At 73.7% G+C, this 18080-nt stretch carries 14 protein-coding genes; 9 read left to right on the plus strand and 5 right to left on the minus strand.

Annotated features, from left to right (window positions below):
- Positions 1–69 precede the first annotated feature (69 nt).
- Entirely contained in the window at positions 70–1071 is a 1002-nt protein-coding gene (locus OSB71_RS00840) for an aldo/keto reductase (RefSeq protein WP_265943013.1), read from the minus strand.
- A 68-nt stretch (positions 1072–1139) separates the two neighbouring features.
- On the opposite strand from OSB71_RS00840, the gene OSB71_RS00845 reads away from it, so the two are divergent.
- From OSB71_RS00845 to serA, 6 genes are all read left to right on the plus strand, one after another.
- The gene (locus OSB71_RS00845; protein ID WP_265943015.1) at positions 1140–2099 is read left to right on the plus strand and encodes a 2-hydroxyacid dehydrogenase; all 960 of its coding nucleotides are present in this window, start codon (positions 1140–1142) and stop codon (positions 2097–2099) included.
- 484 nt (positions 2100–2583) lie between these two features.
- Positions 2584–5538 (plus strand): putative bifunctional diguanylate cyclase/phosphodiesterase, encoded by a 2955-nt coding sequence (locus OSB71_RS00850; RefSeq protein ID WP_265943017.1) that lies wholly within the window; start codon positions 2584–2586, stop codon positions 5536–5538.
- Positions 5539–5811: 273 nt separating this feature from the next.
- Positions 5812–7668, plus strand: a complete 1857-nt coding sequence (locus OSB71_RS00855; protein ID WP_265943019.1) for an acetolactate synthase large subunit — start codon at positions 5812–5814, stop codon at positions 7666–7668.
- Positions 7669–7702: 34 nt separating this feature from the next.
- Positions 7703–8227, plus strand: coding sequence for an acetolactate synthase small subunit (gene ilvN / locus OSB71_RS00860; RefSeq protein WP_265943021.1), 525 nt, complete (start codon positions 7703–7705; stop codon positions 8225–8227).
- A 153-nt stretch (positions 8228–8380) separates the two neighbouring features.
- Positions 8381–9379 carry a ketol-acid reductoisomerase gene (ilvC, locus tag OSB71_RS00865; RefSeq protein ID WP_265943346.1) on the plus strand — a complete coding sequence of 333 codons (999 nt, stop codon included), beginning with the start codon at positions 8381–8383 and terminating at the stop codon, positions 9377–9379.
- Positions 9380–9662: 283 nt separating this feature from the next.
- Positions 9663–11255 (plus strand): phosphoglycerate dehydrogenase, encoded by a 1593-nt coding sequence (serA, locus tag OSB71_RS00870; protein WP_265943023.1) that lies wholly within the window; start codon positions 9663–9665, stop codon positions 11253–11255.
- A 57-nt stretch (positions 11256–11312) separates the two neighbouring features.
- Here serA and OSB71_RS00875 read toward each other — a convergent pair whose 3' ends face one another.
- The gene (locus OSB71_RS00875; RefSeq protein WP_265943025.1) at positions 11313–12527 is read right to left on the minus strand and encodes a PucR family transcriptional regulator; all 1215 of its coding nucleotides are present in this window, start codon (positions 12525–12527) and stop codon (positions 11313–11315) included.
- 184 nt (positions 12528–12711) lie between these two features.
- Between OSB71_RS00875 and OSB71_RS00880 the strand changes: the two genes are divergently transcribed.
- Entirely contained in the window at positions 12712–13638 is a 927-nt protein-coding gene (locus tag OSB71_RS00880; protein ID WP_265943027.1) for a proline dehydrogenase family protein, read from the plus strand.
- 45 nt (positions 13639–13683) lie between these two features.
- Positions 13684–15315: an L-glutamate gamma-semialdehyde dehydrogenase gene (pruA, locus tag OSB71_RS00885; protein ID WP_265943029.1), complete on the plus strand. Its 1632-nt coding sequence runs from the start codon at positions 13684–13686 to the stop codon at positions 15313–15315.
- Between the two features lie 255 nt (positions 15316–15570).
- Here the strand turns inward: pruA and OSB71_RS00890 are convergent, their stop codons facing one another.
- Complete coding sequence (locus OSB71_RS00890; protein WP_265943031.1) at positions 15571–15792, minus strand: DUF397 domain-containing protein; 222 nt, start codon at positions 15790–15792, stop codon at positions 15571–15573.
- Positions 15789–16658 carry a helix-turn-helix domain-containing protein gene (locus tag OSB71_RS00895; RefSeq protein ID WP_265943033.1) on the minus strand — a complete coding sequence of 290 codons (870 nt, stop codon included), beginning with the start codon at positions 16656–16658 and terminating at the stop codon, positions 15789–15791. Before OSB71_RS00895 ends, OSB71_RS00890 begins: the two co-directional genes overlap by 4 nt.
- A 171-nt stretch (positions 16659–16829) precedes the next feature.
- Here OSB71_RS00895 and OSB71_RS00900 point away from each other — a divergent pair, with 171 nt between their 5' ends.
- The gene (locus OSB71_RS00900; RefSeq protein ID WP_265943035.1) at positions 16830–17309 is read left to right on the plus strand and encodes an ATP-binding protein; all 480 of its coding nucleotides are present in this window, start codon (positions 16830–16832) and stop codon (positions 17307–17309) included.
- A gap of 249 nt (positions 17310–17558) precedes the next feature.
- Here OSB71_RS00900 and OSB71_RS00905 read toward each other — a convergent pair whose 3' ends face one another.
- Positions 17559–18044: a GNAT family N-acetyltransferase gene (locus tag OSB71_RS00905; protein WP_265943037.1), complete on the minus strand. Its 486-nt coding sequence runs from the start codon at positions 18042–18044 to the stop codon at positions 17559–17561.
- Positions 18045–18080: the final 36 nt, after the last annotated feature.

An 18080-nucleotide genomic window follows, 5' to 3' on the forward strand; every position in this document is an offset into this window, starting at 1 on the left:
GTGCGTCCAGCACACCACACCGCGGGCCCGGACGCCGGACGATCCGCGCGGTGCCCCGGTGGGCGCGGCTCAGTCCCAGGAGCCCCGGGCCCGGGGCAGCCCGGCGATCTCCGCGAGGTCGGCGTCCGTCAGGCGCAGCGCGGCCGCCCGGGCGTTCTCCCGCGCCCACCGGGCCTTCTTCGTCCCCGGGACCGGTATCACCTGCGGCCCCTGCGCCAGCAGCCAGGCCAGCGCCACCTGGGCGGGGGTCGCGTCCCCGTGCCGGGCGGCGACCCGCCGCAGCCCGGCCACCACCGGCTGGTTGGCGGCCATCATCTCGGCGGTGAACCGCGGGTGGCGGGCCCGGACGTCGTCGGGCTCGAAGCCGCCGCCGGTGGTGAGCGTCCCGGTCAGGAAGCCCTGCCCGAGCGGCATCGCCGCCAGCAGGCCGATCCCGCGCGCCGCGCACCACGGCGCCAGGTCCTCCAGCGCCTCCGGGGCCCACACCGACAGCTCCGCCTGCACGGCGCTGACCGGGAACACCTGCTGCACGCGGCGCAACTGCTCCAGCACCGCCGCGTGCGGGCGGGTCTGCCGGCCGGGCGGGCGCCGGGCCCACGGGTCCATGGCGCACACGCCCAGTGCCCGCACCTTCCCGGCCGTCACCAGCTCCGCCATCGCGCCCCAGGTCTCCTCGACGGGCACCTCGGGGTCGGCGCGGTGGAGCTGGTAGAGGTCGATGACGTCGGTCTGCAGGCGGCGCAGGGAGGCGTCGCAGGCCCGGCGGACGTAGCCGGGGCGGCCGTTGGCGACGATGTGCTGCTCGCCCGTGAGGAGGCCGACCTTGGTGGAGAGCACCACGTCCGCCCGCCGCTCCTTCAGCACCCGGCCCAGGAGCAGCTCGTTGGTGAAGGGCCCGTACATGTCGGCGGTGTCCAGGAGCGTCGTCCCGTGGTCCAGCGCGGTGTGCAGCGCCCGCAGCGACTCCTCGCCCACCTGCTGCGACGTCGTGTAGGCCCAGCTCATCGGCATGCAGCCCAGGCCGACGGCCTGAGCGCGCAGCGCCGTCGCGCCGATCGTCCTGCGCTCCACCGGACTTCGTTCTCCTCCCCGTGACCGGCCCCCAAACTAACCGGTCACCGACGCTAGCCTGGACCGCCATGGATCCTGTTGACGTCTGGCTCCCGTTCCCGCCCGCCGAACTGGCCGCGCCGGCCGAACCGGGAGCGCTCCCGGAGGCGTTCACCTACCGGCACTGGGACACCGAGGGCGACTACCCGGCCGACCCGGCGCGGTGCGCGGCCTACGTGGTGCCCTACATGAAGCCCGCTTCCGCCGTGCTGCGTCCGCTGCCGCACATGCGCCACGTCCGCCTGGTGCAGACGCTGACCGCCGGCACCGAGCACATGGTGCCGGGCCTGCCCGACCTGCCGGCGGGGGCGGTGCTGTGCAACGCCGTCGGCGTGCACGACGCCAGCACGGCGGAGCTGGCGCTGACCCTGGCCCTGGCCGCGCTGCGCGGACTCCCGGACTTCGTGCGCCACCAGGACGCCGGCCGGTGGCACACCGCGTTCCGGCCCGCGCTCGCGGACCGCCGGGTGCTGATCGTCGGGTACGGCGGCATCGGGCGGGCCATCGAGGAGCGGCTGTGGCCGTTCGAGGTGGCGAGCGTGACGCGGGTCGCCCGCACCACGCGGCAGACCCCGCGCGGCCCGGTGCACGCCTTCACCGAGCTGCCGCGGCTGCTGCCCGACGCCGAGGTCGTCCTGCTCGCCGTGCCGCTCACCGAGCAGACCCGGCACCTGGTCGACGCCGCCTTCCTGGCCCGCATGCCCGATGGGGCCCTGCTGGTGAACGTCGCCCGCGGTGGCGTGGTGGACACCGGCGCGCTGCTCGCGGAGCTGGAGTCCGGGCGGCTGCGGGCCGCGCTCGACGTCACCGAGCCGGAGCCGCTGCCCGCGGAGCACCCGCTGTGGCGGGCCCCCGGCGCGCTGATCACCCCGCACGTGGGCGGCCCGACGACGGCGTTCCTCCCGCGCGCCGCCCGGCTGCTGCGCGCCCAGCTCACGCGGCTGGCCTCCGGTGACCGGCCGGCGCACGTCGTCCACACCGCCGGCTGAGGCCGCCTCCGCGCCCGCCTCCGCCTCAGCCCGTGCCGCGCCCCCGCGCGCCGTCACCGCGCGCCGCCACCGTGCCCCGTCACCGCGCTCGGCCCCCGCACCCCGTCTCCGCGCCCCCTCTCCGCGCTTCGCACCCGTGCCCGGCGCGCGGGTGGCTTCCGGTTTCGGTGCCGGGCCGGAGGGGGGAGTATCACCGGGTTCGGCGGGAACGCGTCGGCGTGGCGCGAAAGGTGCGGTCATGGGTGGTGTCCCCGCCGCCCCTGGCATCACTGGAGACACGGATCGGAGGCGTTCGACTGCACAGCGTGTCGACAAACCCTTACGTCGCTACGTTCCGTAGGGTACCTATACCGCTGAGTGACGGACCTGGTGTATCGTCCGGACGGGGGAGATACCGGGACACCCAGGGGGGCGACGGGCGAATGCATGGCCAATGGACGAACTGCCTGATCATGGACGGCCGGTGGCGCCGGGGGGTGGTGCGATGACCACTGAGCGGATCGATCCCCTGGCGGCCGACGCGGTGCCCCAGCGCACCCCGGCCCGGGCCGCCGCGCTGCCCCAGCTCGCGCTCGCGGCCGTCTGCCTGGCGTACGCCACCGGCGGGGCCTTCGGCTGGGGCTCCCGCGAGGTCGCCCTCTTCATGGGGGACTTCGGGCTCAGCGCCGCCGCCCTGCTGGCCGCCGTCTCCTGCTACTGGTACGCCCGCACCCACCGGGGCGAGTCCCGTCCCGCGTGGTACCTGTTCGCGCTCTCCTCGGCGATGGCCGGGCTGGGCAACGCCGTGTGGGGCTGGTACGAGGTGGTGCTCGGCCGTCCCGTCCCGGCCACGTCACTGGCGGACTACTGCTTCCTGCTCTTCGCGCCGCCCGCGATCGTGGGGCTGCTGGTGCTCGCCAAACGGCCGGTCAGCCGGGCCGGCTGGGTGTGCCTGGGGCTGGACGCCTGGCTCATCGGCGGCTCCCTGCTCACCCTGTCCTGGAGCCTGGCGCTCGCGCACACCGGCGCCTGGGGCCAGCTCACCGTCGCCCACGCCGCGCTGCAACTGGCCTACCCGTTACTGGACATCGCGCTGGTGAGCATGGTGCTCGTGCTCCACCTGCGGCGCACGACGGCCCAGCGCTCGGCCGTCAACACCGCCGTCGGCGCCCTCGCGCTGACCGTGCTGTGCGACGCGCTGTTCACCTCGCCGCTGCTCCAGGAGCACTACCGCTCCGGCCAGTTGCTGGACGCGGGCTGGTTCGCCGGCTCGCTGCTGCTGGCCTACGCGCCCTGGGCGGGCGGCCGTCCGCCGCACGGCCAGGTACCGCGCACGCCGCCGGCCCGGGCCGCGGGCCGCCCCGTCTCCGGTTCGCTGGCGGCGCTCACCCCCTACCTCGCCGGCGCCGTGTGCCTGCTCGGCGTGCTCTACGACCTGCGCGACGGCGGCCCGATCGACCTGGTGGTGCTGCTGACGGCCTGCGCGGTCGTGCTGGCGCTCGTCGTGCGGCAGGGCATCATGCTGATGGACAACATCCGCCTCGCCCGCGAGCTGGCGCACAAGGAGAGCCACTTCCGCTCACTGGTGCAGGGGTCGAGCGACGTCATCATGATCACCTCGCCGACCGGGCTGCTGCGCTACGTCAGCCCCGCCGCCGCCCGGGTGTTCGGGCGGGAGGCCGAGGCGCTGGTGGGCTCGGAGCTGGACCGCCTGGTCCACCCCGAGGACGTCGGGCGGCTCCACCACGAGGTGCGGCGCTTCCTGGCCGCCCCGCCCGAACAGGAGCCCGCCACCCGCATCGAGTGCCGCTTCCGGCACGCCGCGGGGGAGTGGCTCAACGTCGAGTCCACCGTGAACCGGTACCAGGGCGGGCTGATCTTCAACAGCCGCGACGTCACCGAACGCGTCCGCCTCCAGGCGCAGTTGCAGCACAGCGCCTCGCACGACGCGCTCACCGACCTGCCCAACCGCGCGCTGTTCACCGACCGCGTGCACCAGGCGCTCACCGGCCGCCGGGAGGGCGACGGGCCGGGCCGCGACGCCGCCGTGCTCTTCATCGACCTCGACGGGTTCAAGGCCGTCAACGACCGCCTCGGCCACCAGGCCGGCGACGAACTGCTCGTCCAGGCCGGGCGGCGGCTGCTGGAGTCGGTCCGCGCCGGGGACACCGCGGCCCGGCTCGGCGGCGACGAGTTCGCCGCCCTCATCGTCGGCGACGGCCCCGGCGGCGGGGCCGAGCGCGAGGTGCGGGTGCTGGAGATCGCCGACCGCCTGCGCGCCCGGCTCTCCGAGCCCTACGCCCTCGCCGGCGGCCCCGAGGACCGGGTGCGGGTGGCCGCCTCCATCGGCGTCGCCTTCGCCGAGCCCGGCGTCACCCCGGCCCAGCTCATGCGCAACGCCGACCTGGCCATGTACCGGGCCAAGCGGACGGGCAAGGGCCGCGTCGAGCTGTACGGCCCGGAGCTGCTCGCCCAGGCCCAGCCGCCCGCGCACCCCGTACCGCGGCACGAGGCGCGCCCGGTCGCGCCGCCCCGCCCCGCCCGCCGGCGCGGTGGCCGCCGCGCCGACGGCGAGCTGGTGCTGCTGCACCAGCCGGTGGTGGAACTGGCCACCGGGGACATCACCGCCGTCGAGGCCCTGCCCCGGGTGCGCTCGCCCCAGGGGCTGGCGGACGCCGGGCGCGGCGCGTCGACCGGCCGCCACCTGCTGCGCGAGGCCGTCGCCCAGGCGGCCGAGCGACACCGCGCGGGGCTCACGACCCCGGTCGCCGTCCGGGTGGGCGCCCGCCTGCTGGCCCTCCACCCCGGGGCGGAGGGCAGCGTCGAGGCCCTGCTGGAGCGGTACGGGCTCCCGGCCGGCGGTCTCGTGCTGGAGCTGGGCCCGCTGGGCCGCCGCCCGGCGTGGGGCCCCGGGCACCGCCGTGGGCTGGACCGCCGCGAGGAGCTGACGGCCCGTCTGGCCGCCCTGCGCGACCTCGGCGCGCTCGTCACGCTGGACGCCTTCGGCGGCGGGCCCGGCGCCCTGTGCGCGCTGGACGGGCTCCCGGTGGACGTGCTGCGGCTGGACGCGGGGCTCGTCGAGGGCCTCGTGGGGTCGCCGCGCCTGCACACCGTCACCGCCGGGCTGCTGCGCATCGCCGGTGAGCTGGGCCTGGACTCGCTGGCCACCGGGGTGAGCGCGCCGGAGCAGGTCACCGTGTTGCGCCGGCTGGGGTGCACGCACGGTCAGGGGCCGCTGTTCGCCGGGCCGCTGGACGAGCACCGGCTGCGCCGCGTGCTGGCCCGCGGCGGCTACCCCGTGCCCGAGCGCGCCGCCACGGTGCCCGCCGCCCGGTCAGCCGGGCGGCCCGTCGTGGTGGCGGCGGCGCTGCCGGTGCGCCGGAGCGGCACGGCCGGCCCGGACCCGGTCACGCATCCCCCGGTGGGGTCACATAGTGAGACGTCCGTCCCACCCACTTGACACTGTGCGCGTCGCCGGAGGAAGGTCAGTGCCATGCGCACCCGAATTCTCGTACTTGGACAGCGCGTCGGCTGACCCGGGGCCCAGCACCCCGCGACCCACCAGCGACGCGCTCCCCTCGCTTGCCACCACGGCACGGGGGGTTTTTTGTTGCACCAGCGCCCCCGAAGCGACCCGTACACCTTGTACAGACCCGCCCGAACCGCCCAGACCCCTCCCGCGTCACGCACCACCGGGCGGCACCACCCTCACCTCGCCGAGAAGGTAAAGCCGATGACCGAGCAGGCCACCGGGGCCCCGCGACCACAGCCGAGGCCCCGCCACGGCGGAGCACAGCAGCCCGCCCCCGTCGAGCACGTCACGGGCGCGCAGTCCCTCATCCGCGCGCTGGAGGAGGTCGGTGCCGACACCGTGTTCGGCATTCCGGGCGGGGCCATCCTGCCCGCCTACGACCCGATGATGGACTCCGGCCGGGTGCGCCACATCCTCGTCCGGCACGAGCAGGGCGCCGGTCACGCGGCCACCGGCTACGCCCAGGCCACCGGCAGGGTCGGCGTCTGCATGGCGACGTCCGGCCCGGGTGCGACGAACCTGGTCACGCCCATCGCCGACGCCCACATGGACTCCGTCCCGCTGGTGGCCATCACGGGGCAGGTGGCCTCCAAGGCGATCGGTACCGACGCGTTCCAGGAAGCGGACATCTGCGGCATCACCATGCCGATCACCAAGCACAACTTCCTGGTCACCGACCCGGCCGACATCCCGCGCACCATCGCCGAGGCGTTCCACATCGCGAGCACAGGGCGTCCGGGCCCCGTCCTGGTCGACATCGCCAAGGACGCGCTCCAGGCGCGGACGACGTTCGCCTGGCCGCCCGTCCCCGACCTGCCCGGCTACCGGCCCGTCACCAAGCCGCACGCCAAGCAGATCCGCGAGGCCGCCAAGCTCGTCGTCGAGGCCAGGCGCCCGGTGCTCTACGTCGGCGGCGGGGTGCTCAAGGCCGGGGCCACCGGCGAGCTGAAGGTGCTGGCCGAGCTGACCGGCGCCCCCGTCACCACCACCCTGATGGCGCTCGGCGCGTTCCCCGACACCCACCCGCAGCACCTGGGCATGCCCGGGATGCACGGCACCGTCGCCGCCGTCACCGCGTTGCAGAAGGCCGACCTGATCGTCGCGCTGGGCGCCCGCTTCGACGACCGCGTCACCGGGAAGCTGGACTCCTTCGCGCCGCACGCCAAGATCGTCCACGCGGACGTCGACCCCGCCGAGATCGGCAAGAACCGCATGGCGGACGTGCCCATCGTCGGGGACGCCCGCGAGGTCATCGCGGACCTGGTCGTCGCCGTCCAGGCCGAGCACGACGCCGGCCGCCGGGGCGACCACGCGGCCTGGTGGGAGCTGCTCAGGCGCTGGCGCGACACCTATCCGCTGGGCTACGACCTGCCCGAAGACGGCTCGCTCTCCCCGCAGCAGGTCATCGAGCGCCTCGGCCGGCTCGCCCCCGAGGGCACCGTCTACGCGGCCGGCGTCGGCCAGCACCAGATGTGGGCGGCCCACTTCATCGACTACGACCGGCCCGCCACCTGGCTGAACTCCGGCGGCCTGGGCACCATGGGCTACGCGGTCCCGGCCGCCCTGGGCGCCAAGGCCGGCCTGCCGGACCGCACGGTGTGGGCCGTCGACGGCGACGGCTGCTTCCAGATGACCAACCAGGAGCTGGTGACGGCCGCGCTGAACAACATCCCGATCAAGGTCGCCATCATCAACAACGGCGCCCTGGGCATGGTCCGCCAGTGGCAGACCCTGTTCTACAACCAGCGCTACTCCAACACCGTGCTGCACGCCGGTCCCGGCGAGCCCGGGCAGACCCCGCAGAACCTCGGCACCCGCTGCCCGGACTTCGTCAAGCTGGCCGAGGCGATGGGCTGCGTGGGCCTGCGCTGCGAGCGCCCCGAGGACCTCGACACGGTGATCGAGAAGGCCAACGCCATCAACGACCGGCCCGTCGTCGTCGACTTCATCGTCCACGAGGACGCGATGGTCTGGCCCATGGTGGCGGCCGGCACCTCCAACGACGAGGTCATGGCGGCGCGCGGGGTGCGCCCCGACTTCGGCGACGGCGACGACTGAGCCCACCGGCGCGAGCACAGAGGAAGACACCCACATGTCCAAGCACACCCTCTCCGTCCTGGTGGAGAACAAGCCCGGCGTCCTGGCCCGGATCACCGCGCTGTTCTCGCGGCGCGGCTTCAACATCGACTCCCTGGCCGTCGGCACCACCGAGCACCCGGAGATCTCCCGCATCACCATCGTGGTCAACGTCGAGGACCTGCCGCTGGAGCAGGTCACCAAGCAGCTCAACAAGCTCGTCAACGTGCTGAAGATCGTGGAGCTGGAGCCCTCGGCGGCGGTGCAGCGCGAACTCGTTCTGGTGAAGGTGCGCGCCGACCACGAGACGCGCTCGCAGGTCGTGGAGATCGTCCAGCTCTTCCGGGCCAAGACGGTCGACGTCTCCCCGGAGGCCGTCACCATCGAGGCCACCGGCAGCAGCGAGAAGCTGGAGGCCATGCTGCGGATGCTGGAGCAGTACGGCATCAAGGAGCTCGTGCAGTCCGGCACCATCGCGGTCGGCCGGGGCTCGCGCTCCATCACCGACCGCTCCCTGCGCGCGCTGGAGCGCAGCGCGTAGGCGACGATGAGCCCCGCCGGGGCGCCGCCCGCATGGCGAGACCCGGCACCTCAACCCGCCCGACCGGCATACGGTGGGCCCCACCGCGGTGGCGAGGCGACCGGCAGGTCCCGCACCGCCCCCGCACAGCAACACGACGAGGAGATGTCCGAAGTGGCCGAGCTGTTCTACGACGACGACGCCGACCTGTCCATCATCCAGGGCCGCAAGGTGGCCGTGCTCGGCTACGGCAGCCAGGGCCACGCCCACGCGCTGTCCCTGCGCGACTCGGGCGTCGACGTGCGCGTCGGCCTGCACGAGAGCTCGAAGTCCCGGGCGAAGGCCGAGGAGCAGGGGCTGCGCGTGGTCACCCCCGCCGAGGCCGCGGCCGAGGCCGACGTCATCATGGTCCTGGTGCCGGACCCGATCCAGGCGCAGGTCTACGAGGAGTCCGTCAAGGGCAACCTCAAGGACGGCGACGCGCTGTTCTTCGGCCACGGCTTCAACATCCGCTTCGGCTTCATCCAGCCCCCGGCCGGCGTGGACGTGTGCATGGTGGCCCCGAAGGGCCCCGGCCACCTGGTGCGCCGCCAGTTCGAGGAGGGCCGCGGCGTTCCGTGCATCGCCGCCGTCGAGCAGGACGCCACCGGCAAGGCGTTCGACCTGGCGCTCTCCTACGCCAAGGGCATCGGCGGCACCCGCGCCGGCGTCATCAAGACCACGTTCACCGAGGAGACGGAGACCGACCTCTTCGGCGAGCAGGCGGTGCTGTGCGGCGGCGCCTCGGCACTGGTCAAGGCCGGGTTCGAGACGCTGGTCGAGGCCGGGTACCAGCCGGAGATCGCCTACTTCGAGTGCCTGCACGAGCTGAAGCTCATCGTCGACCTGATGTACGAGGGCGGCCTGGGCAAGATGCGCTGGTCGGTCTCCGAGACCGCCGAGTGGGGCGACTACGTCACCGGTCCGCGCATCATCACCGACCAGACCAAGGCGGAGATGAAGAAGGTCCTCGCCGAGATCCAGGACGGCTCCTTCGCCCGGAACTGGATGGCCGAGTACCAGGCGGGCCTGCCGAAGTACCACGAGTACAAGAAGGCCGACACCGACCACAAGCTGGAGACCACGGGCAAGGAGCTGCGCAAGCTCATGAGCTGGGTCGACGACGAGGCGTGAGCCGCCGCGGGCCGTGCCGCACGCGGTACGGCCCGCCCCCGCGCGGACCCGGGCCGGGGGCGTGGCGCCCCCGGCCCGACCGGGACCTCCGGCGGCGCACCACGGCCGTGTGGCAGCTCCGGCCATTCGCCGGACCGGGAGCCCGCGTCCCGGATAGACTGCGCGGCAGACACGCGTCACAGGCTCACAGCGTCGTGCGCTTCCACGCGGCTGCCTACCTCCACCGCCTTCGGCCGTCGGGACGCGGCCGTCGGCTCAGGGACTAGTGAGGACTGAGACCTAAGTGAGCAAGCCCGTAGTACTCATCGCCGAGGAGCTCTCCCCGGCCACCATCGACGCACTCGGCCCCGACTTCGACATCCGCCACTGCAACGGCGCCGACCGCGCGGAACTGCTCGCGGCCATCGCCGACGTGGACGCCATCCTCGTCCGCAGCGCCACCAAGGTCGACGCCGAGGCCGTCGCCGCGGCCCGCAAGCTGAAGGTCGTCGCGCGCGCCGGGGTGGGCCTGGACAACGTGGACGTCTCCGCCGCCACCAAGGCTGGCGTCATGGTGGTCAACGCGCCGACGTCCAACATCGTCACCGCCGCCGAGCTCGCCTGTGGTCTGATCATCGCCACCGCGCGGAACATCCCGCAGGCCAACGCGGCGCTCAAGCAGGGCGAGTGGCAGCGCAGCAGGTACACCGGCGTCGAGCTGTCCGAGAAGACCCTCGGCGTCGTGGGCCTGGGCCGCATCGGCGTGCTCGTCGCGCAGCGCATGGCCGCGTTCGGCATGAAGGTCGTCGCCTACGACCCCTACGTGCAGCCCGCGCGCGCCGCCCAGATGGGCGTCAAGCTGCTGTCGCTGGACGAGCTGCTGGAGACGTCCGACTTCATCACCGTCCACCTGCCGAAGACGCCCGAGACGCTCGGGCTGATCGGCGACGAGGCGCTGCACAAGGTCAAGCCGGGCGTGCGCGTCGTCAACGCCGCGCGCGGCGGCATCGTGGACGAGGACGCGCTGTACGCGGCGCTCAAGGAGGGCCGCGTCGCGGGCGCGGGGCTGGACGTCTACGCCGCCGAGCCGTGCACCGACTCCCCGCTGTTCGCCTTCGACCAGGTCGTGTGCACCCCGCACCTGGGCGCCTCCACGGGAGAGGCGCAGGAGAAGGCCGGCGTCTCCGTGGCCCGCTCGGTGCGGCTCGCGCTCGCCGGTGAGCTGGTGCCCGACGCGGTCAACGTCCAGGGCGGCGTCATCGCCGAGGACGTGCGCCCGGGCCTGCCGCTGGCCGAGCGCCTGGGCCGCATCTTCACCGCGCTGGCGGGCGAGGTCGCCGTCCGGCTCGACGTCGAGGTCTACGGCGAGATCACCCAGCACGACGTGAAGGTGCTGGAACTCTCCGCGCTCAAGGGCGTCTTCGAGGACGTGGTCGACGAGACCGTCTCCTACGTCAACGCCCCGCTGTTCGCCCAGGAGCGCGGCGTCGAGGTGCGGCTGACCACCTCCAGCGACTCCCCGGACCACCGCAACCTCGTCACCGTCCGCGGCACCCTCGGCAGCGGCGAGGAGATCGCCGTCTCCGGCACGCTGACCGGCCCCAAGCACGTGCAGAAGATCGTGGGCATCGGCACGCACGACATCGAGCTGTCCCTGGCCGAGCACATGGCCTTCCTGCGCTACGCCGACCGCCCCGGCGTCGTCGGCACCGTGGGCCGCATCCTCGGCGCGGCCGGCATCAACATCGCCGGCATGCAGGTCTCCCGCGCGGAGGAGGGCGGCGAGGCCCTCGTCGCCCTCACCGTCGACGACACGATCCCGCTGGAGGTCATGGGCGAGATCGCCGACGAGATCGGCGCCACCTCCGCCCGGGCGGTCAACCTCACCCACACCTGAGCCACCCCGCCCTGGCGCCCCGTCCCGCACCGCGTGCGGGGCGGGGCCGGGGCACGGTCAGAGCCGGACGGCCTTCAGGGCCATGTGGAGCAGGAGCCGGGACTCGCCGTCCGCCAGGTCCAGACCGGTGAGCTGCTCGACGCGCGACAGGCGGTAGTACAGCGTCTGCCGGTGGACGCCCAGGGCCGCCGCCGCCCGCCCGGCCTGCCCCGCGCAGTCCAGGTACACCTCCGCGGTGTGCGCCATCTCCCGGTGCGCCGGCTCCAGCAGGCGGCGCACCGCCGGGTCGGGCGCCCCGCCCGGCGGCAGCGTGGTGAGCAGCCGGTACGGGCCCAGCCCGGCCCACTCGGCGACCGGACCCAGGCGCGGTGCCGCCCGCGCCGCGCGGGCCGCGGCGAGCGCCTGCCGCCAGGCGGACGCGGGTTCGGCGAGCCCCGGCAGCGCGGCGCTCACCCCCGCGGTGCCCCCGGCGCGCGGCGAGCCCAGCAGGCGTTCGGCCGCGCCGCGCGCGGGCTCCAGCCCGTCGGCCGTCCGCAGCCGCACCAGCGCGGCCAGCGCGCCGCCCGTGCCCGGTCCGCCGCCGCCCGGTCCGCCCGGCGCGCCGCCCGGGGGGAGGCCGCTGACGGGGACGCCCGCCTCGCCCTCCGGCACGGCGGCGGTCACCGGCACCCGGGGGAGCCGCGGCGGGCCGGCCTCGCCCGCGCCCCACGGCGTCACCGCCACCACCGCGAGCGGCCCGGCCGCCGTGGACCCGAGCGCGTCGCGCAGCTCGTCGGTGGCCGCCTGCCGGCCCGGGGCCGGACCGGCCAGCGCCGCCCGCAGCAGCTCGCCCAGCCGCGCACCGGCCCGGGCCTCGGCGGCCAGCAGCGCGCCGATCCGCGCGGCCGTGGCCAGCGCCTCGGCCATCCGCGGGTCCTCGGGCGACAGGCCGCCCTCGTCCAGCAGCCACACGTAGCCGTGCACGACGCCCGCGTGCCGCACCGGCAGGCAGATGCGGCCCTTGACGACGCCCGCCGCCGGGTCGGGCGGGATGCGCACCGGCCCCGTGGCCCGGGTGATGCCGAAGCGCTCGAACCACGCGCGCACCGCCGCCGAGGACTTGCGCTGCATGATCGACCGGGTCCGCACCGGGTCGAGCACCAGCTCCTCGTCGTCCGCGCCGCTGGCGTGGGCGCCGAAGGCGATGAGTGAGAAATCCCGGTCCTCCAGCGTCGCCGGGGTGCCCAGGAGCGCGGACACCTCGTCGATGAGCTGCTGGTAGTCCTCCCGCATCCGCTGCCGTCCGTCCTCTCCGGTGGGGTGTGCCGCCGTCGCTCATTCTCGTACACATCTCGTACAGATGTCTGAGATCCGGGCCACGGAAGCGTGACAGGTGTCGATGGCCGCACGGCGGAGTCATCCTTAAGTTCTTCGGTGGCTCACCCTGCCGTTGGAAAGATTCTTGTTGGAGGTGCCCGTGCTGGGTCCCGTGCTTCTCGCCGCCGCCCGCAGTGACGGCATCCGCCGCGTCGTGTCGGCCGCCCCGCTGACCCGGCCCGTGGTCGACCGCTTCGTCCCCGGCGAGGGGCTGCCCGAGGTCCGCGGGGCCGTGCGCGACCTCACCGCCCGCGGCCTGGACGCCACCCTCGACCATCTCGGCGAGGACGTCACCGACCGGGCCGAGGCGCTGCGCAGCCGCGACGCCTACCTGGCCCTGGCCGACGTGCTGGCCGAGGAGGGACTGGGCGAGCGCGTGGAGATGTCGGTGAAGCTCTCCGCGTTCGGACAGGCCCTGCCCGGCGGGCACGACCTCGCGCTGGCCAACGTCACCCCCGTGGTGGAGGCGGCCGCCGCCGCGGGCACCACCGTGACGCTCGACATGGAGGACCACACCACGGTCGACTCCACCCTCGCCGTCCTCGCCGAGCTGCGCCGGCGCTTCCCGCAGACCGGTGCCGTCGTGCAGTCCTACCTGTTCCGCACCGAGGAGGACTGCCACGCGCTCGCCGGGGAAGGCTCCCGGGTGCGCCTGGTGAAAGGCGCGTACAAGGAGCCCGCGTCGGTCGCCTACCAGGACAAGCGCGAGGTCGACCGGGCCTATGTACGCTGTTTGAAGGTGCTGCTGGCGGGCCGCGGCTACCCGATGATCGGCTCGCACGACCCCCGGCTGGTCGCGATCACCCAGGAGCTCGCCGCCCGCCTCGGCCGCAAGCCGGACGAGTACGAGTTCCAGATGCTCTACGGCATCCGCACCGCCGAGCAGGAGCGCCTGGTGGGCGCCGGCCACCGCATGCGCGTCTACGTGCCCTACGGCACCGACTGGTACGGGTACTTCATGCGCCGCCTCGCCGAGCGCCCGGCCAACCTCGCCTTCTTCCTGCGCTCACTCGCCACCCGCGGCTGAGCGCCCCGCCGACCGAACCACCCATTCGAAGGAGACATGCCAGCCATGGACGCCGTGACCCAGGTCCCCGCCCCCTACAACGAGCCGGTGCACGGCTACGCCCCCGGGAGCCCCGAGCGGGCCCGCCTGGAGCGCAAGCTGAAGGAGCTGGCCGAGAACCCCATCGACCTCCCCATGACCATCAACGGGGAGAAGCGCATGGGCGGCGGCGAGCGCTTCGACGTCGTCCAGCCGCACGCGCACGCCAAGCGTCTGGGCACCTACGCCAACGCCACCCGGCAGGACGCGCAGGACGCCATCGACGCCGCCCTCGCCGCGGCCCCCGCCTGGCGCGCGCTGTCCTTCGACGACCGCGCGGCGATCATCCTCAAGGCCGCCGAGCTGCTGGCGGGCCCGTGGCGCGAGACGATCGCCGCCTCCACGATGCTCGGGCAGTCCAAGACCGCCCAGCAGGCCGAGATCGACGCGCCCTGCGAGCTGGTCGACTTCTGGCGCTTCAACGTGCACTTCGCCCGCGAGCTGCTGACCGAGCAGCCGCTGGTGCAGCCCAACGGCGTGTGGAACCGGATGGACCACCGCCCGCTGGAGGGCTTCGTCTACGCGATCACGCCGTTCAACTTCACCGCCATCGCCGGCAACCTGCCCACCGCCCCGGCGCTCATGGGCAACGTCGTCGTCTGGAAGCCCTCGCCGACGCAGACCCACGCCGCCGTGCTGCTCATGGAGCTGCTGGAGGAGGCGGGCATGCCGCCGGGCGTCATCAACCTGGTCACCGGTGACGGCAAGGACGTCTCCGAGGTCGCCCTGCCCCACCCCGACCTGGCCGGCATCCACTTCACCGGCTCCACCCGCACCTTCCAGTACCTGTGGCGCGAGGTGGGCAACAACATCGAGAAGTACCGCGCCTACCCGCGCATCGTCGGCGAGACCGGCGGCAAGGACTTCATCGTCGCCCACCCGACCGCCGACCCCGCCGTCCTGAAGACCGCCGTCACCCGCGGCGCCTTCGAGTACCAGGGCCAGAAGTGCTCGGCCGCCTCGCGCGCCTACATCCCGCGCTCCCTGTGGGACAGCGGCTTCCGCGAGGACCTGGCCGCCGAGACCGAGGGCATCGCCATGGGCGACGTCAGCGACCTCACCAACTTCATCGGCGCCGTCATCGACGAGCGCGCCTTCGCCAAGGCCAAGGCCGCCATCGACCGGGCCAAGGCGGACCCGAACTGCGAGATCGTCGCGGGCGGCGGCTACGACGACTCGGTCGGCTACTTCGTGCGGCCGACGGTCATCACGTGCACCGACCCGGAGGACGAGCTCTTCAAGACCGAGTACTTCGCCCCGATCATCGCCGTCCACGTCTACGAGGACGCCGACTGGGAGGCCATGCTCGACCAGATGGAGTCCGCCTCCGGCTACGCCCTGACCGGCGCCGTCATCGCCAAGGACCGCGCCGTGCTGGCCAAGGCGTCGGACAAGCTGCGCTTCGCGGCGGGCAACTTCTACCTCAACGACCGCCCGACCGGCTCCATCGTCGGCCAGCAGCCCTTCGGCGGCGCCCGCGCCTCCGGCACGAACGACAAGGCCGGCTCGAAGTTCAACCTGCTGCGCTGGATGTCGCCCCGCGCCATCAAGGAGACCGCGGTGGCCGCGACCGACTACCGCTACCCGCACATGGGCTGACGTCCGCCCCACCCGCGAAGGCCCGGCCCCGGGGCCCGGTTCCGCCGTGCGGACCGGACCCCGGGGCCGGGCGCGCTCCCGGGCGCGGGCAGCGGCCGGGGGAAGGGTCTTCACCGGCGCCTCCGCGCGGCGTACGCGCGCGTCGTTCGCTCGGCGTCCAAGGGCTTCGGGTGCGTCGTCCGGGGGCGCCGGGGCGGTAGCGGACGGGCGGCCCGGTGCCGCGGCCGCCCGTCCGTCCGGCCCGGTCGTCGCCGGTCACAGTTCGCCGGCGACGACTCCCTGCCGGAACGCGGCCCACTCCGAGGCGGTGAACCGCAGCGGCTCCCGCTCCGGGTTCTTGGAGTCCCGCACCGCCCGCCCGCCCCCGGGCAGCTCGGCCACCTCGACGCACTCGTGCTCGCCGGCACTCGCACTCGACTTGCGCCAGACGAGCTCTCGCAGATCAAGTTCGTACAGCTTGGTCTTTCGATCGCTCACTCTCGGCTTCTTTCTTCCAGTTGACTGATCAGAGCCAACGTATCGTCCATCGAAAGAGCCGCTGCGACAATGCGATCGAACGCGTCCGCGAAGACGCGCACCTCCTCCACACCTTCCACGTAGGTCGCGCCGATCAGGTTCTCCAACGTGACGACGTCCGGCATGGGCCCGGGGAACATGGTCAGAGTGAAGCCTCCGGCGCCGCCCGGATGCGGAGTCGCCGTCAGCGGCATGACCTGGAGGGTGACGTTGGGCAGCTCCGCGAGATCGAGCAGGCGGCGAAGTTGGTCCCGCATGGTCTGCGGGCGGATCGCGAACCGCTGGTGCAGTACGGCTTCGTGGATTACCGCCCAGATTTTGAGAGGGCCGCTCGGCCTCGTCAGAACGGCTTGGCGAGCCATCCTGACCTCCGCGAGAGCGGCGACCTCCTGGGGCGTTCGTGTCGTCGCGTTGGCGGCGATCGTCTCCCGCGCGTACGCGGCGGTCTGGAAGAGACCGGGTACGACCAGCGGCGCGTACGCCCGGATTCCCTCGGCGTCGGATTCCAGCGAGATGTAGTCCGCGTAGGAAGGTGCGACCACGCCTCTGTAGGTCTGCCACCACCCCTGCTTGCGTGCGTCTTTGGCGAGACCTTCCACGGCTGCGAACACTTCCGGGTCGTCGATGCCGTACGTCTTCAGCAACGCGGAAGCCTCGGCCGGGCGAACGTGCGCGTTGGCCGTCTCGATTCGACTGAGCTTCGAACCCGTCCAGCCCATGGTCTGTGCGGCCGCATCGAGGCTCAGCCCTGCCGCAGTCCGGTACCGGCGGAGGGCCTCGCCCAGTCGTCGGCGTCGGACTGTGGGAACTGGGCGCATGTTTGGCATGCGGCCAGCATGCCACGAGATGTGTCTTGGTCATCGTGCGGATCAAAGTCTGATAATGCGAATACAGGTGACAAACTTGCGGTTTTCTATGACGCCTTGCCACTCTGGTTCCGGGAGGGCTCGACCGCCCGCACATCGCTGGGGCGGCGCACCGCACCATGAGGAGGCTGCATGCGCTCACGATCTTGTTCGGCCGCACTGGAGGCCGACCCTTTCGACCCGACCGCCCCCGGGTGTTACGTGCGGCGGCGGCCCAACGGGTTCGTCGCGCACTTCTGCGCGTCCGCCGACGCGTTGCGCGCCCTGCGGCGGCTGACCCGGACCGAGTTGCACGGGCACGGCTTCGACACCGAGGCCGTGGACACCGTGCAGCTCGTCGTCTCCGAGCTGACCGGGAACGCGGTCCGGGCCTGCGGCGACCGAGTGCCGCTCGTCGTGGAGGTGTACGTCAGCTCCTTCGGCCTCGCGGTGAACGTGCACGATCCCGACCCCGGGGTGCTGCCGGTGCGGGGGACGACGCCACTGGACAGCGCGGTCGCCGAGCGCGGGCGGGGCCTGGGGCTGCTGGACGTGCTCGCCCCCGGCTGGCACGTGCGCAACTCCGCGATCGGCAAGCAGGTGCGCTGCCGGGTGCCCGTCCCCGCACGGTAGCCGTGGCCATTCGGACCGGCTCGGCGCCGCACGGCGTCCGGAAGCACACCGCCGTACCGCGGCGGCAACGTCACCGGAAGCCGGGCCCCACGGGAGCGGTACGCCGCGCCGCCACCGTCAGCGGCCAGGAGGCGAGGGGGACCGGAGGCGGGGGGGGCCGGAGGCGGCGGGGCCGCCGGGCGTGCTTCGGGTGGAGGACGGTGGGAGAGGGGCGGCGCGGCGTCGCGCACCCGGCGTGCGGGGGCGCCGTCACCGGGCCACGGGCAGGGCGGCGATCAGCTCCTCGTCCTCCTGCTGGCCCGTCGGCAGGAAGCCGCAGGTCTCGTACAGGCGCGCCGCCGAGGTGTTCGCCGGGTGGTACGACAGCCGGATCTCGCGGCACTCCTCGTGCGTCGCCAGCCAGCGCACCAGCGTGCGGACGGCGGCGCGGCCGATGCCGTGCCCCTGGTGGTCGGCGTCGACGATCATGCCGCCGACCCAGTGGGCGCCGCCCTCCGGGTCGAAGGCCCACATGACGTGCCCGACGACGCGGCCGCCGGCGCACACGGCCAGCGACTGCCACACGTCCTCGCGCAGCGACAGCAGCAGGTAGCGCGCGCCCAGTGCGGCGACGAAGGCCCGCTGGTCGTCGCGGGGCGCGACGTCGGCCACCGCCCGCCAGTTGTCGTCGGTCACCGGATGCAGGGTGACCGGCCGGTCACGCCGGTCGGTGATGCCGTAGTCAACGCAGTCCACAACCGGGCATCCGACCATGTTTCCGCCCGCTTCGCA

Origin of the sequence: Streptomyces marinisediminis (assembly GCF_026262575.1) — a bacterium.
Classification (GTDB): Bacteria; Actinomycetota; Actinomycetes; order Streptomycetales; family Streptomycetaceae; genus Streptomyces; species Streptomyces marinisediminis.